This is a genomic window from Pseudomonas kermanshahensis (assembly GCF_014269205.2).
Taxonomy (GTDB): Bacteria; Pseudomonadota; Gammaproteobacteria; order Pseudomonadales; family Pseudomonadaceae; genus Aquipseudomonas; species Aquipseudomonas kermanshahensis.
In genome coordinates, this window is sequence record NZ_JABWRY020000001.1 from 2565796 (window position 1) to 2579699 (window position 13904).

Consider the following 13904-nt stretch of genomic DNA (forward strand, 5'->3'; position numbering starts at 1 on the left):
ACAAACCTCTTTACGCAGCAGAGCGGGGGGCGCGACGCAATGACGGCGACACGGCAAGGATCAACAACAGGATGACGGTGATTGCCACGAGACGTGGTACAAGCCCCCACCAGTTGAGTCCGACTTCCCATAAAGCCCAGACCAGTGTCAGGCCCCAGATCACGGCGAACAGGTACACAGCTGCTAATCGTTGCCTGCACAGCAGAACAGCGGTTACTACGCATCCCGCCCCGGTGAGGGCGTAATACCAGCTACCGCCCAAAGCCATCAGCCATACGCCTCCGCCAAAAAGGGCCATGCCAAATGCCCCCAGCGCCAGGGCTAACACGACGGTCGCCAGCCGCCATTTCCCGCTGTGACCAGCCGAGGCCCGGCCGTTGCTGCGGGATTCATTACTACGTTGATTCATGACGCCACTACTTCCTTCATTTGCTATTGATTCAGGCCACGGCCTGTTTGCCGGAGGCTGTAAAGCCGATGGGCCGACGTGTGCAGAACATCGAGAGGACTGAGCCGATCACAAGTAATGCGCCGACGACGACGAAGGCCAAGGCGAAGCTGCCAGAGCCGGCCACCACGTAGCCAGTCACGATCGGAGCGAGGAGACCGAACAGATTGCCGACTGCAGTGATAAAGCCAGCTGCAGTGCCGACATCGTCTTCCGAGCGCACCAGATCGTTGACCAGCGAGAGGTTCAGGGAAATCGCTGAGGCACAAGTGGCTAGCGAAAGCGTGATTACGAAAAGAATTGCCCAGGTATTGTCGATTGCAGGAACCAGGAAGATGACCGAAGACGCCAGCAAGACGCTGGCAACGACCATGCGCCTCTGTCCCGATTCTGCGGCCCCTGGGCGCATCACTTTGTCACTCCAGCGACCAATGACGATGGCAAGAATTGCAGCGCCCAGATACGGAATCGCGGTGTAGATACCGCTCGACATCACCGTCAGACCTTTCTCGGCTTGCAGATAGCTTGGCAACCAGGTCAGGAAGAAGTAGGTGGCATAGACCGCACATCCATGGGACAAGGCGATGGCCCACATGCTGCTAGAGCGAGCGAGGCCTTTCAGACCAAGGGAAACAGTCCGGGCAGGGTCTGCACTGGAAGAGACGCTGCCAGCGGCAATTTCTGCGCGTTCGGCATCCCCCAGCCACGGCGCTTTAGCGGGATGGCTGTACCACTTCAACCAGGCAGCCAGCCAGACGAAGCCCAATGCACCGGCCACGACAAATGCGATGCGCCAGCCGAATGTACTGATCAGCCAGCCGAAACCAATGGCACCAATGGCCGGGCCAACCAGGCTGCCGCTGTGGAAGACCGCAGTGGCCATACCGCGCTCTTTAAGCGGCATCCATTCGCGAATGACCCGGGCACCGGCGGGGTAGGTGGTAGCTTCTCCCATGCCCATGATCAGCCTGCAACTGAGCAAAGAGATGAAACCAGTCGACAATGCAGTGCAGGCCGTTGCAACCGACCAAACACCGATCCCATAACCATTAACCTTCTTGGGGCCGAAGCGGCCCACCAGATAGCCCATGGGGATGAGAGCGAGGAAATAGAGCCACACGAACGATGAGAAGAGGTATCCCATCGCAACTGGCGAGATATCGAATTCTTCCTTGAGGACTTTGGATGCGACTGAGAGCGAGACCCGGTCGACGTAGTTGATCAAGGTCAGGGTGAAGAGAAACGCATAGATCCATACACGTTTTTTCTTCAGGAGACTGGTGCCTTTTTGCATCGCCATCACCTTTGTACTTATTGGGACGATCCAGAGGAGTATCGGGCTGTACGGCACGAGCCCGCTCAACGAGCCCAGGCAGAAGGGCGTTCAACGTGAGCGGGTACCACCGTATGGTCAGAGAATGGTCAGCCTAGCCAGCGCTGAATGTTGGCGACCATGACGTCTTTGGAGATGCCGTAGCGGTCGTGCAATGTCGGCAGTGCGCCTGCATCCAGGAACTGATCGGGCAGCGCAACGTGACGTACTTCAGGCTGTACGCGGGCCTGCAACAACGCCATGGCGATGGCCTCACCCAGGCCGCCGATTTGAGTGTGGTTTTCCGCAATGACCACCAGACGGCCTTCGCGCCGGCATTGCTCCAGGATGGTCTGGACATCGAGCGGCTTAATTGTCGGAACGTGCAAAACGGCGGTGTCCACTTTGTGCTTGGCCAGTTCGTCTGCGACTTCCAGAGCACGCATCGTCATAAGGCCGGAGGAAATGACCAGCACATCGTTGCCATCTCGTAGGAGCTGGGCTTTACCGAGTTCGAATCGGTAATCGTACTCGTCGAGAATCAGCGGTACCCGCCCACGAGGCAGGCGCATATAGACAGGGCCGTCGTGCTCGGCGATCGCGGCCACGCACTGCTCGGTTTCCAATGCATCGCAAGGATCGATAACCATCATCTGCGGAATCGCGCGCATCATCGCCAGATCTTCTGTAGCCTGATGGCTCGGGCCGTACCCAGTCGTCAAGCCCGGCAGCGCTGCGCAGATTTTGACGTTCAGGTTTTCCTCAGCGATCACTTGATGAATGAAGTCATAAGCGCGTCGGGTGGCGAATACCGCGTAGGTGGTGGCGAAAGGCACGAAGCCTTCCTTGGCCATGCCGCCGGCAGCAGCCATGAGCAACTGCTCAGCCATGCCCATCTGCAGGAAACGCTCTGGATAGCGCTGGGCGAAAATGTGCAAGTCAGTGTACTTGGCCAAATCTGCAGTCATGCCGACAATGCGTGGGTTCTTTTGGCCTGCCTTTATCAAGGCGTGGCCGAACGGTGCTGACGTGGTGCGCTGACCCTCGCTTGCGATAGAGGCGATCATGGACGAAGTGGTGAGTTTCGGCTTTGTAGAGGAGGCGGCGTTCATTGTGGGCTCCGGGTCGCATAGATCTCGTCGAGGTCTGTAAGTGCTTGCTGCCACTCCTCGGGCTCGACCCTGATGAAGTGGTTCTTGTCCCGCTGCTCCAGGAAAGGCACACCCTTACCCATTAGCGTGTCGAACAGGATCACGCGAGGTTTGTCCCCCGTAAAACCGCGAGCAATGTCGAACGCCTCGATCACGGTTTGCAGGTCGTTGCCGTCTACACGCTGTACATGCCAGCCAAACGCTGCCCATTTATCGGCCAGGGGTTCGAACTGGAGGATGTCATGGGAGGGGCCATCAGCCTGCTGGCGGTTGATGTCTACCAAGTTGATCAGGTTGCCCAACTGATGATGCGATGCCGACATAGCTGCTTCCCACACCGCCCCCTCATCCAGTTCTCCGTCGGACATCGAGTTGTAGACGAAGGCATCGTTGCCCTTCATGCGCAGAGCAAGAGCTTGGCCTACCGCGATCGCTAAGCCTTGACCGAGTGAACCACCCGAGATCTCCATGCCGGGCGTATAGGTCGCCATCCCGGACATCGGCAGTCGGCTGTCGTCGGAGCCGTAGGTTTCTAGCTCTGCTTCTGGAAGAACCCCTGCTTCCAAGAGGGCGGCGTATAGAGCAATGGCGTAATGCCCGTGTGACAGTAGGAAGCGGTCACGACCTTCCCATTCCGGGTCATCAGCACGAATATTCATGGCGTGGCAGTAGGCGACAGCAAGCACGTCGGCCCAGCCCAGCGCCTGGCCCACATAGCCCTGGCCTTGAACCTCTCCCATGCGCAAGGCAAAACGCCGAATACGCCACGCGTGTTCCGACATCCTGGCCAAAAGCGGGTGGTGAATCTCGGTCATATTGTTCTCCATTGGTGACCAGCGATCCGGGTTTACTGACGCAATCTATTCATCAGTCAGCAACCGTATTGGGTAATGCCCTGATATTCATGTAAAAATAGTGGCTCGACAAAAGGTTTAAATTCGTCAACTAATGAACTGGATTCATCTATGAAGCTTTTGAAACGGGTGCCTCTCCCTGCCCTCAGAGTTTTTGAAGCAGCGGGTCGTACCTGCTCTTTTGTCGAGGCAGCAAAGGAGCTCGATCTTTCCCCGAGCGCGGTCAGCCATGCGATTCGCAAACTGGAAGCGGCCGCAGGACTTACCCTCTTCACGCGGAACACGCGCCACACATCCCTGACGCTAGAAGGCGCCATGCTGCTGGATCACGTTCAGCGCGGGTTTGAAGAAATGAGTCGAGGCCTTGCGATCGCGACCAACGAGCCTGCGGTACCTCTACGTCTGCACACGGCGCCCACCTTCGCCAGCCAGTGGTTGGTGCCGCGGTTAGCGAGTTTCCTAGAAGACCACCCAGGAATTGATCTGCGTATTTCAGCGAGCACAGACTATGCGCTGTTCGATAACGATGATTTCGACCTGGACATCGTCTACGGTGAGCCCAGACCGTCGCCTCATGAGAAGACGCCGCTGCGCATCGAGGAGTTAACACCGCTGTGCAGCCCGGAGGTAGCCAAGCATCTGCGCACCCCTCAGGATTTATATTCTCAGTTCCTAATCCAAAGCGACGGTCAGTCCGTCCAGTGGAGAGGCTGGTTTGCAGCGAATGGAATGCAGCCACCGAGTAACTACGGCTTGGCGTTTGACCGGAGCTCTATGGGCATAGCTGCTGCTGCAGGAGGTCTGGGCGTAGTACTTGAATCTGATTTGTTAGCCGAGCAGGAATTGGCGAGCGGTCGCTTGGTCAGTCCGCTTCGCCATGTCAGCAATAGCGTTCGGTACGTTGGTCACTACCTAGTGCATCCCCGCCGACCTAGGCAGCCCCATGCAGTTTCTCAGTTTAAGCAGTGGATGTTCAAAGCACTATCGGCTCAAGCAATTTGAGCTGCCGAAGCCCAAGGCGTTGACGCTGGAGAATCAGACGGTGTGCACTGGCTTCTTGGAAATCCCCGCCGGCGGAGTCAAGCTAAGGCGATGAAGGAAATGCAAGCACCCTGGCTCGGCTGCTGCGGCAGCTATGCTCGTCGTCTCTAGTAGTGGGAAATGTGATGCAGCACCTCGATCACTTATCGTTGCACCTGTTCGTAATCATTTGCGAAGAAGGCACTATCGCCCGAGCCAGCGAGCGTGCATACATGGCGCCCTCCGCTGTCAGCAAGAGAATCTCGGACATTGAGGCGCGCTTTGGTATTACTCTGCTCAAACGCAGTAAGCGTGGCGTCGAACCTACCCCGGCGGGTGTCGCACTTTTGCGCCATGCACGAGGACTGACCCGCGCCATCGAATCTCTGCAAAGCGAACTGAGTGAATACGCGGACGGCGCACGCGGGCATGTGCGTGTGCTAGCCAATGTCTCGTCGATCATGGAGTTCCTTCCCGAGGAATTATCGGACTTCATGCTCGACAATCCGTTGATTCAGGCGGATATCGAAGAACGCTTCAGTCCGGATGTGGTGCGCGGGGTAGCGGAGGGCAATGCAGACCTGGGCATCTGCCGCAAGTCGATGGCCGTTGGCGACCTGGAGTTCGTGCCGTACCGGCAGGATCATCTGGCCGTGGTAGTTGGCGCCGATCACCCGCTGGCCGGGCGGGGCAGTATCGCGTTCGAAGAGACGCTGGATTACGAGCATCTGGGTTTGTCTGCATTCGCCACGCTCAATACCTTCATGCGCAACAGCGCTGAGGCGGCGGGCAAGGAATTGCGTTTTCGCTCGTACGTGTCGTCCTTTGACGCGGCCTATCGTCTGGTGCAGTTCGGCCTGGGCCTCGCAGTGTTCCCGCAGGAGGCGGTGGTGCGCTATGCGCAGCTGTTCGACCTGAGAGTGATCCCGCTGACCGATGACTGGGCGCTTGGCGAGTTCGTCATTTGCATGCGCGACCGCCATGCCTTGAGCCTGTCTGCGCGTCGCTTGCTCGACCATTTGCTGCTGCGTGCGCCGGCTTGGCAAACACGGAGCTGATCCATCGCGGCTGACGATGGATCAACCCGTGAAACCATGGCTTGTCCTAGTTCCTCCAATTGAGCTTTACCGAGAAGCTTCTTCGCGGTGGGGAAGAGCTCGCCTTCCTCTTCCTCGATGTGATGCTCAAGCAGTTCCTTCATCACCTTCACCCGACCGGCGAATTCGAGCGTTCCTGTTTCGGTATGGAGCAGGTCAGGGAGTACCAGTGAGTCCACTGTCCGGTGTTCTTCTTTGGCCTCGTAGTACATCTTGGCCTCCTCTTTACCACCGGCTTCCTTGATCGCTGGATAGAGAATGTCCTCTTCCAACGCGGTGTGGATTTGCAGCTCTTGTTCGATGCGGTGCAGCAAATCGCGCGTTTTTTTACGGCACGCTCAGTGGTCGATGAGAGTTCTTCCAGCAGTTCCTTGACTACCTTATGGTCTTGAATCAGCAGATCGATAGCATTCATGGAGGCACCTCGTCACGGGTGGGTAAATACTGACTTCCTAAGAGTTGAGTGGCCGACAACGGCAGGGTTCAAAGATGATGCGTAGGGTCGATCTGTTTTAGCGTTCTGGCCCTTGACCGCCAATCGCCAGCGCGGCGCGCAGTGCCGCGAGATGGGTCAAGCCCTGTGGCAGATTGCCAAGAAACTGGCCGGTGGCTGGATCAACCATTTCGGAGTAGATGCCGACGCCGTGATCAAGGCCGTTTACCGCACGGTGGAAGGCGTCTTCAGCGCGGTCGCATTGACCTATCAGTGCCCAAGCTTCGATGAGCCAGAAAGTACAGGCCAGGAAGCAACCTTCCTCTTCACTGGCCTGGCTGAATCGGTAGTGAAAGGGCCCTGTCCCCAGTTCCGCCTGTATGGCTTCGAGTGTGCTATGCAAGCGTGGCCCCGAGGGGTAGCCGAAACGCACTGCGAGTGCGATGGACGCGTCCAGGCGGTCGCTGCCCGCATAGAACACGTAGGTTTGGCGTTTCTCGTTCCAACAATGTTCATCTACCCACGCTTGGATACGCTGACGCTCACGGTGCCACCGCTCACGGCAGGTGGTCGGCAGGTGGCCGCCATCTGCCAACTCTATGGCCCGACTCAGCGCCTGCCAGCAGCTGATCTTGGACAAGGTGTAATGCCGTTTCTCGTGCAGCTCCCAGATTCCGGCGTCGGCCTTTTTCCAGCTATCGGCGCATTGATCGGCCAGCCCAGAGAGGATCGTCGCGCTTGTCGCGTCAAGGATATTGCCGCTGTCGATAAAGCAACGGGCGGTTTCGAATATATCGCCGAATACTCCATGCTGGAGCTGGTCGCGGGCGTCGTTGCCCACCACCGGTGGCGAGTTTTTGTAACCCGGCAGGTCTACCGGGCGGGTGCAATCGCCGATGGCACCGTCGAGTGTATAAAATACACGTGGGCCATGTTCACCTAGCCGATTCAACAGCCAGGTAAAGGCTGCCTTGGCCTCAGGCTGCGCGCCGATAGCGAGGAAGGCTTCGATGGTATATCCGGCATCCCGGATCCAGGCGAAGCGGTAATCGAAGTTCTTGTTCCCGCCTATCCGCTCAGGCAGCGACGAGGTGCCTGCCGCCATGATCGCGCCGCTCGGTGAGGACAGCAGAATCTTCAATGCCAGCGCATTGCGGACAACCAGCGATTTGAACGGGCCGTCGTAGATCAGGCCTTTCGACCATTGCTGCCACTCACGGTGGGAGCCATCGATACGTTCGTCGATGAGTTCGAGCGGGGGAAGCACCAACGGCTCATCCCGTCCCGCGACGATAGCCAGTACGGTTCTTTGTCCTTGGCCAACGCTGACGAATGCCCTGACGCCCATATCGTCCTTGCGATCAATACGCAACTGGGCGTCGTGGATGAACATACCGAGTATGTGTCCGGCATGGAAAACGCAGCCGTTGTCGTTCGGTGCAAGGTAGGGACTGACGGTGTCGGCTTGGGTGCCGAAGTCGATGGCGATGTTGAAATCGACTTGCCCTTCGATACCCTCTATGCGTCTGCCGAGTTCGGCCCATGGCAAACGGCCCACTGGCCCGCTGTTGAGGGACTCGGTCAGTCGGGCACGGCCATTGGGCGTGACGAACAGTGTCTCCAGTACATTACTGTCTGGAAGGTAACGGCGTTCTGCGCGGTAGTTTTCGCAAGGCGTAATGGAAAAGAACCCACCTGAATGGGGCGCGAGTAATCGGTCGAACAGAGGCGGGGAATCCATGTGGGGTACACACCACCAGTCGATGGATCCATCCAGGCCAATCAAGGCTACAGAGCGCCCATCGCCGAGCGCTCCGTATTCCTCCAGCAATAACCAACCGCCTTCATCTCGCTGAGGCTCACCGTGCTGCCATCCATCGACCGATGTAATTTCCACGCGACGCATCCGAGGTAGGTTGTCCTGTTCGGACATAGCCGTCGAATGCAGAGTTCGTCTCAGTTTCCAGCTCGCGCGCTTTTCACGGATTCACATAAAGGGAATTTCAAATGGCCATCGAACTCTCAATAGCGTCACAGGCGCCAGTCGCCTGACTTCCCCCCTCCTACTAACAAGAGCAAAAGGAGGCTTCATGACTTGTCTGATTTGCGCCGGACATGCTGAGTCCGTTGAATGTGCTACGGGTTGGGAGGAGCGCCATTGCTCGGAGTGCGGAAGCTATCGCATGTCCCAAACGCTCGTTCTGGTAATGATGGAAGAGGGTCAAATCTTCGACACCCCTCGAATGCGAGAGTGGCTCACTACCCGGCGCGGTTGTGAGTCCATCCCCGCTATCGAATTTCATCATGCCATCCTCGTCACTTAATCAGCGCGGGCAGAAGGGCGTCGTCACTCGTTGGGTATGATCGAGATCTTTCCATTGCGCTCGACGATGGCAAATTTGATCTGCTCTACTTTTTCGAGCCCTTGGCTGTCCCGGGCCGATTCGAGGATGTCGTCTTCCGTGAGCCGAACTCGACGCATGCGGTGTTGAAGAAAACGGCCATTTTCGACGACCAGCGTTGCGTGGCCGTCGAGCAGCCGCGCCAAGGGCTTTGAATTGAGTTTTGCGAGCGACAGCCCGACATCCAGCATTATCAGCGTCGCAATGACCAACATGGCATTGGTGAAGGAAAAGTCATCGCCCAGCAAAGCCTGTTGGGTCGCTTCGCCGATGATCAGTAACAGTACGAAGTCAAAGGTGGTCAGGTCGGCCAGTGAGCGTCTGCCGGCGACGCGAAACAACAGCATCAATGCGACGTACATGCCGGCTGCGCGGAGGATCGAATCCATTACTCGCTCCTCAGGGGAATAGGAAAGTGGTGAAGTGGACAGCACTGGATGGGCCTGCACGCACAATACCTTCAAGGGTGCCCACATACTCGCTGCGCACGGTGAGGTAGAGTGTGGCAATACCATCCTCGCTTGTACCCAGTTGCAGCAGAATGGCCTTGCCCTGTGAGAGTGAGGCTTGTGGTTGGGGCTGCAGGGTTTCGATACTGGCTTCGCGCAGTAGTGAACCATCGAGTAGCACCATGATGGGTTCTCGGGCGCTACCGCGAACCGTGATGCGCAGGGAGTCAGTCGTGCCGCTACGGCTGAGGCGTTGGTACTCGACATGCAAACGGCCATCCGCGCTCGTGACCTGGGCATTGCTGAGCGGGCCGTTGCCGAAGACGCCGGCCAACCCAAGTAAGACAATGACCACCAGCACGTACCAACCCACACGTTCGAAGCGCCAAACGCGCTGTTGCATGGCCATGTCTTCCTGGACAGGGTGCTGTCTGGACACCAGTTCATCATCCGTCACAATTAAACCCCTTAGGCTCGCTCCCCACGTAGCCAGCGCTCGTGATAGTGGATCAGGCGGGTGAGCCCATAGACGGCGCCGTCGTGCATGACCTGCGCTCGCTCTCCAAAAAAACGCTGGGTACAGGTAAACACGGCAATCGGCTCGCCGGCGAACGCCCACGCGAAGCACAGCGTGCCGGGTAAAACCCCGGATGCTGGGCCAGGCCCGGCTACACCGGTCGTTGCAATAACGACGTTGGCATCGCTGTCCTTCAATGCCCCTAGCGCCATTTCCCAGGCAACTGGCTCGCTGGTCAGCCCGTAGCGTTCGATGGTTTCCGGACTTACACCTAGCAGACGCTTCTTGGCGGTGGGCGAATACACGACATAGCCGCTTTCCAGCACCTCGCCAGTACCAGGGAAGGCCGCCAGCAAAGCGACTATGCAGCCTGCTGTACAGGACTCGGCAGTGGTGAGTACCAGGTGGTGGTCTTTGAGATAGCCGAGCACGGCCAGTACGGGGTCACTTGCCATCTTGGTGTCGACTCGTTGTTCTTTTGCGGTGGACGTATACGCAATGTAAATGGTTCACCGGTTTAGCGCAGGTTCGCTTTGTTTCTTGACCCGATCATCATTCGACCGAGCAGAAAACGCCGCTTCATGAAGGGTAGAGGAAGCACTGAGGCCAGCACATCTGGCCTCAGTAAAGGCATCAGAGGATGGGTTTTCCGCCGGTAACTCCGTACCGTGAGCCCGAGATGTAACTTGCTTCAGCAGAGCCCAACAAAACGTAGATCGGGGCGACTTCGACGGGTTGCCCCGGCCGCCCCATCGGGTAGCCTGAACCGAAGTGCCTGACGGCTTCATCGGGCATGGTGGCAGGAATCAGCGGTGTCCAGATCGGGCCGGGCGCCACGCTGTTGACCCGGATGCCTTTCTTGGCAAGTGATTGGGCCAGGCCTGCAGTGAAATTGGCAATGGCCCCCTTGGTGGCGGCATACGCCAACAAGCTGGGGGATGGGTCGTCGGAGTTGACCGAGCTGGTGTTGATGATCGAACCGCCTTTGGGCATCGAGGGCAACGCGCGTTGGCAAATGCGGAAAATGGCGGTGATGTTGGTATCGAAGGTCTTCACCCATTCATCATCGTCAATCTCGTCCAGGCCCTCATGGGCCATCTGGAACGCGGCGTTGTTGACCAGAATATCGACGCGTCCGAACTGCGCCACGGTCTTGTCAACGATGTCGTAGCAGTGCTGTTTCTGCGCAAGGTCGCCTGGCAGTAGCAGGCACTGCCGGCCAGCGGCCTCAACCCAACGCGCGGTTTCTTGCGCATCTTCGTGCTCATCCAGGTAGGCAACGGCAACGTCAGCACCCTCCCGAGCGTAGGCGATCGCTACTGCGCGCCCGATGCCGCTGTCGGCGCCGGTGATCAAGGCGATTTTACCTTCCAGCCGGTTGTTGCCGGTGTAGGTCTGTTCACCACAGTCCGGGTAGGGCTCCATCTTGCGTTGTGAACCGGGCACGCTTTGCGGTTGAGACGGGAACGGAGGAGTCGGGTAATCGCTCATGTTGGAAGCTCCTGCAGTTGAGAACGGTCATTACCCTTCGAGAGGTGCGAAAGCTCAGCGTTGAGATGAATTCAGGATTTGCACGACCGGTGGTCAGCCTTGGATTTCCATTGAATTCTCAAGCGTGGGATAGCTCTACCGCTCACTCGTCTCGCGCTTTGCGTGCAAGGCTCGACCATCAAACTGGAGCATTAAGGTGCCTCGAATCATCACGCCCACCACCCCCGAACATGAGATCGATCAGCAGAATGCGAGAATGTTCGGTACCCCGAAAGAGCGGCTGGATTTCTACCGACGCGAAATCCAGTACGAGACCACTATCTTAGCTAACCGTACCGATGCCTACCTTGCTGCTCAGTCATTCCTAGTGATCGCGTTCGTGTCATCGATAAGCAACCTGAATCAGGGTTGGGGCGAGATGTTCACGTTGATGGTGCCGGCGTTTCTGGCACTGCTGGGTGTGCTGAGCTCACTGAACGCCTGGCCAGGCATCCGTGCTGCCTTCCAGATCATCGAGCACTGGCAACTGAAGCAGAGCCACCTGCTGCGCAGTGAGCCTATGATGGGGTTGGCCTATGACGAGTCGCCGCTATTCTGCGAAGCTGAAACCTCACAGGCGGGGCACCGCAAGTCGCTGCTTTTCTCCCTGCGCACGCCCTGGATTTTCCTCGGCTTCTGGGTCTTGCTGGGCACCTATTCGGTGTACATCCAGCTGGCGTGACCCACGCCCTCCAGGTGCGCTGAAGCGGCACCGGAGGGCGCGGGTAGAAAGCTTCGCTCAGCCTGCCAGCGCCTTGATTAACTGTTCATTGAAAGCCGGAATATCGTCGGGCTGGCGGCTGGTGATCAGGTGGCCGTCCACCACCACCTGCTCATCCACCCAATCGCCTCCCGCATTGCGAATGTCGTCCTGCAATGTCTTGTAGCTGGTCATCCGCTTGCCTTTGGCCAAGCCACTGGACACCAGCAGCCAGGCACCGTGACAGATGACGGCCAGCGGCTTGCCAGCCGCGTCATGGCTCTTCACCAGCTTTTGCGCACCGGGGATCAGGCGGATGGTGTCGGAATTCTGCACGCCACCAGGCAGCACCAATGCGTCGTACAGGTCGAGGGCGGCACCGTCGAACGTCGCATCAACGGCGAATTCGTCGGCGGGCTTGTCATGGTTCCAGCCATGTACCTTCCCTTCTTTTTCACTCAGAATATCGACCACGGCACCGCTGTTTTCCAAGGCTTCACGCGGGCCCGTCAGCTCTACCTGCTCGAAGCCATCGGTGACCAGAAAGGCCACGCGCTTGCCGTTCAGTTGTGCACTCATCGTTCATCTCCTCGTACCGATAGACCTGATATAGGGCGGTCACCGGCAGGCAAAGTTCCTGCGCGATGCTGAGTGGTTCAAATCACCGGCGCCGCCGTTGAGTGCGGGTAATGAATAACCCGGCAATGATGCCGAGGACTGCCGCGCTCACCAACAACGGCTTGTTGTCTTTTCGGTTTCGCCAACCTCCTTCCACGCTGCGTCGGCCACTGGGTGGCTCGAACAGGTTGCCCGATGAAATAGCTGCAGTGGGACTGTGGCGGAGGCCCCGGCGTGTCAGCCAGCCCGACAGCAGCGGTAGTCCTGGAACCAGGAAGCTGGCCAGGTGGGCAACGCGGGCGACGGCGCCGACTGTGGTGTGCGCACGAGGGGAAATGGCGCATGCCACCATGGCCTTTGCCACCAACTCCGGGTCGTAGATCGGCCCAGGCGGGGTGAGGGCGTGGCCGGTGTAGTTGCCGCCATCCCTGAAACCCGGCGTGTCCATGACCGCTGGGTAGATATCGCAGACATGGATGTCGGGAAATTCCGTCAACTCTCCCCGCAGCGCGTCGGTCAGGCCTCGCAGGCCGAACTTGCTCGCCGAATAAGCCGCGGCATAGGGCTGGGCTACCCAACTGCCTAGTGACAGCGTGTTGATCAGAATGCCGATACCTTGAGCCTTGAAGAAGGGAAGGGTCACGTAGGCGCCGCGTAGGTAACCGACCAGGTCGGTTTGAATGACCTGTTCATGTGCCTCCAATGGCGTGTCCTCGAAACTGCCGACCGCGCCAACGCCGGCGTTGTTGACCCAGATATCGATCCTTCCATGACCAAATACGGCGGCCTGCTCGGCCAGCGCTTGTACCTGTTCACTGCGGGTCACGTCGGTGGTGATTGCCACAGCGTCCGTGCCGCAATCGGTGCACTCGTCCAACACGTCGAACAGCGCTTCCTCATCGCGCGCCGCCAGCACCAGGCGAGCACCTTTGCAGGCAAACGCATGCGCGGCGGCCCTGCCTATGCCGCTTGAAGCGCCGGTGATGACCACCACTTTGCCGCGCAAAGGGCCTTTTGTCGGCGCTGGGCCTGATGGCGCTGCTGAGGGCGGGTCTTGCTCGAGCTCTTCGCCCGCAGACGCCAGGATAGAAGTGGGTTCAATCCTCGAGAGCTCAAGAGCGGAGCCGTCGATCAGCACCAATTTCAAACCCTCGATGGTGCCTGCCACCCGATCCGGGAAGACAGGCTCGCCTTCCGCATCCAGGCTGTCATAGATGAACGTTGTCCCTTCGAGCCAGCCGACAGCCGTCAGCAGTTCAGGCCCAAGGTAGTATTTTCCGTCCAGAAAGAAACCGGGAAATTGATGGGCGCGCTCGACGTTCTCTACGCTGTAGCGTTCGCCTAATTTCATGCCTGTCGCTTGATCAATCATG

Annotated in this window: 14 protein-coding genes and 1 pseudogene; 3 read left to right on the top strand and 12 right to left on the bottom strand. The window is 58.3% G+C overall.

Going from position 1 to position 13904, the window contains the following annotated elements; genetic code table 11:
• Positions 1 to 10: 10 nt before the first annotated feature.
• The 4 genes from HU764_RS11830 to HU764_RS11845 form a co-directional block, all read right to left on the bottom strand.
• Entirely contained in the window at positions 11 to 409 is a 399-nt protein-coding gene (locus tag HU764_RS11830; protein ID WP_186702793.1) for a glucose dehydrogenase, read from the bottom strand.
• A 31-nt stretch (positions 410 to 440) separates the two neighbouring features.
• Positions 441 to 1742, bottom strand: coding sequence for an MFS transporter (locus HU764_RS11835; RefSeq protein ID WP_027593270.1), 1302 nt, complete (start codon positions 1740 to 1742; stop codon positions 441 to 443).
• Positions 1743 to 1870: 128 nt separating this feature from the next.
• Complete coding sequence (locus tag HU764_RS11840; protein ID WP_027593269.1) at positions 1871 to 2872, bottom strand: transketolase family protein; 1002 nt, start codon at positions 2870 to 2872, stop codon at positions 1871 to 1873.
• Positions 2869 to 3726: a transketolase gene (locus tag HU764_RS11845; RefSeq protein WP_420876187.1), complete on the bottom strand. Its 858-nt coding sequence runs from the start codon at positions 3724 to 3726 to the stop codon at positions 2869 to 2871. Before HU764_RS11845 ends, HU764_RS11840 begins: the two co-directional genes overlap by 4 nt.
• A 150-nt stretch (positions 3727 to 3876) precedes the next feature.
• On the opposite strand from HU764_RS11845, the gene HU764_RS11850 reads away from it, so the two are divergent.
• Together HU764_RS11850 and HU764_RS11855 are read left to right on the top strand one after the other, a co-directional pair.
• The gene (locus HU764_RS11850) at positions 3877 to 4767 is read left to right on the top strand and encodes a LysR substrate-binding domain-containing protein (protein ID WP_085272854.1); all 891 of its coding nucleotides are present in this window, start codon (positions 3877 to 3879) and stop codon (positions 4765 to 4767) included.
• Positions 4768 to 4931: 164 nt separating this feature from the next.
• Entirely contained in the window at positions 4932 to 5843 is a 912-nt protein-coding gene (locus tag HU764_RS11855; RefSeq protein ID WP_186678533.1) for a LysR family transcriptional regulator, read from the top strand.
• A 35-nt stretch (positions 5844 to 5878) separates the two neighbouring features.
• Here the strand turns inward: HU764_RS11855 and HU764_RS11860 are convergent.
• From HU764_RS11860 to HU764_RS11885, 6 genes and pseudogenes are all read right to left on the bottom strand, one after another.
• A pseudogene (locus HU764_RS11860) lies at positions 5879 to 6297 on the bottom strand (hemerythrin domain-containing protein); the annotation flags it as partial.
• 97 nt (positions 6298 to 6394) lie between these two features.
• Positions 6395 to 8221, bottom strand: coding sequence for a glycoside hydrolase family 15 protein (locus tag HU764_RS11865; protein ID WP_186702795.1), 1827 nt, complete (start codon positions 8219 to 8221; stop codon positions 6395 to 6397).
• 441 nt (positions 8222 to 8662) lie between these two features.
• Positions 8663 to 9106, bottom strand: a complete 444-nt coding sequence (locus tag HU764_RS11870) for a DUF421 domain-containing protein (protein ID WP_186702796.1) — start codon at positions 9104 to 9106, stop codon at positions 8663 to 8665.
• Positions 9107 to 9116: 10 nt separating this feature from the next.
• On the bottom strand, positions 9117 to 9569 hold the full coding sequence (locus tag HU764_RS11875; protein ID WP_186702919.1) for a hypothetical protein: 453 nt from the start codon (positions 9567 to 9569) through the stop codon (positions 9117 to 9119).
• 65 nt (positions 9570 to 9634) lie between these two features.
• Entirely contained in the window at positions 9635 to 10138 is a 504-nt protein-coding gene (locus HU764_RS11880; protein ID WP_186702797.1) for a CinA family protein, read from the bottom strand.
• 178 nt (positions 10139 to 10316) lie between these two features.
• Positions 10317 to 11174: an SDR family oxidoreductase gene (locus tag HU764_RS11885; protein WP_186702798.1), complete on the bottom strand. Its 858-nt coding sequence runs from the start codon at positions 11172 to 11174 to the stop codon at positions 10317 to 10319.
• A 196-nt stretch (positions 11175 to 11370) separates the two neighbouring features.
• Here HU764_RS11885 and HU764_RS11890 point away from each other — a divergent pair, with 196 nt between their 5' ends.
• Positions 11371 to 11895: a hypothetical protein gene (locus tag HU764_RS11890; RefSeq protein WP_186702799.1), complete on the top strand. Its 525-nt coding sequence runs from the start codon at positions 11371 to 11373 to the stop codon at positions 11893 to 11895.
• Between the two features lie 57 nt (positions 11896 to 11952).
• On the opposite strand, the gene HU764_RS11895 is transcribed toward HU764_RS11890, so the two are convergent.
• Both HU764_RS11895 and HU764_RS11900 read right to left on the bottom strand, forming a co-directional pair.
• A complete protein-coding gene (locus HU764_RS11895; RefSeq protein ID WP_186702800.1) occupies positions 11953 to 12492 on the bottom strand; it encodes a type 1 glutamine amidotransferase domain-containing protein in 540 nt (179 codons plus the stop codon).
• An 82-nt stretch (positions 12493 to 12574) separates the two neighbouring features.
• Positions 12575 to 13903: an SDR family oxidoreductase gene (locus HU764_RS11900; RefSeq protein WP_186702801.1), complete on the bottom strand. Its 1329-nt coding sequence runs from the start codon at positions 13901 to 13903 to the stop codon at positions 12575 to 12577.
• Position 13904: the final 1 nt, after the last annotated feature.

Coding starts and splice junctions, on each gene's coding strand:
- HU764_RS11885 (WP_186702798.1), bottom strand. CDS start 11,174: ATGAGCGATTACCCGACTCCTCCGTTCCCGTCTCAACCGCAAAGCGTG.
- HU764_RS11835 (WP_027593270.1), bottom strand. CDS start 1,742: ATGCAAAAAGGCACCAGTCTCCTGAAGAAAAAACGTGTATGGATCTAT.
- HU764_RS11875 (WP_186702919.1), bottom strand. CDS start 9,569: ATGCAACAGCGCGTTTGGCGCTTCGAACGTGTGGGTTGGTACGTGCTG.
- HU764_RS11865 (WP_186702795.1), bottom strand. CDS start 8,221: ATGCGTCGCGTGGAAATTACATCGGTCGATGGATGGCAGCACGGTGAG.
- HU764_RS11870 (WP_186702796.1), bottom strand. CDS start 9,106: ATGGATTCGATCCTCCGCGCAGCCGGCATGTACGTCGCATTGATGCTG.
- HU764_RS11830 (WP_186702793.1), bottom strand. CDS start 409: ATGAATCAACGTAGTAATGAATCCCGCAGCAACGGCCGGGCCTCGGCT.
- HU764_RS11855 (WP_186678533.1), top strand. CDS start 4,932: ATGCAGCACCTCGATCACTTATCGTTGCACCTGTTCGTAATCATTTGC.
- HU764_RS11840 (WP_027593269.1), bottom strand. CDS start 2,872: ATGAACGCCGCCTCCTCTACAAAGCCGAAACTCACCACTTCGTCCATG.
- HU764_RS11895 (WP_186702800.1), bottom strand. CDS start 12,492: ATGAGTGCACAACTGAACGGCAAGCGCGTGGCCTTTCTGGTCACCGAT.
- HU764_RS11845 (WP_420876187.1), bottom strand. CDS start 3,726: ATGACCGAGATTCACCACCCGCTTTTGGCCAGGATGTCGGAACACGCG.
- HU764_RS11880 (WP_186702797.1), bottom strand. CDS start 10,138: ATGGCAAGTGACCCCGTACTGGCCGTGCTCGGCTATCTCAAAGACCAC.
- HU764_RS11850 (WP_085272854.1), top strand. CDS start 3,877: ATGAAGCTTTTGAAACGGGTGCCTCTCCCTGCCCTCAGAGTTTTTGAA.
- HU764_RS11900 (WP_186702801.1), bottom strand. CDS start 13,903: ATGATTGATCAAGCGACAGGCATGAAATTAGGCGAACGCTACAGCGTA.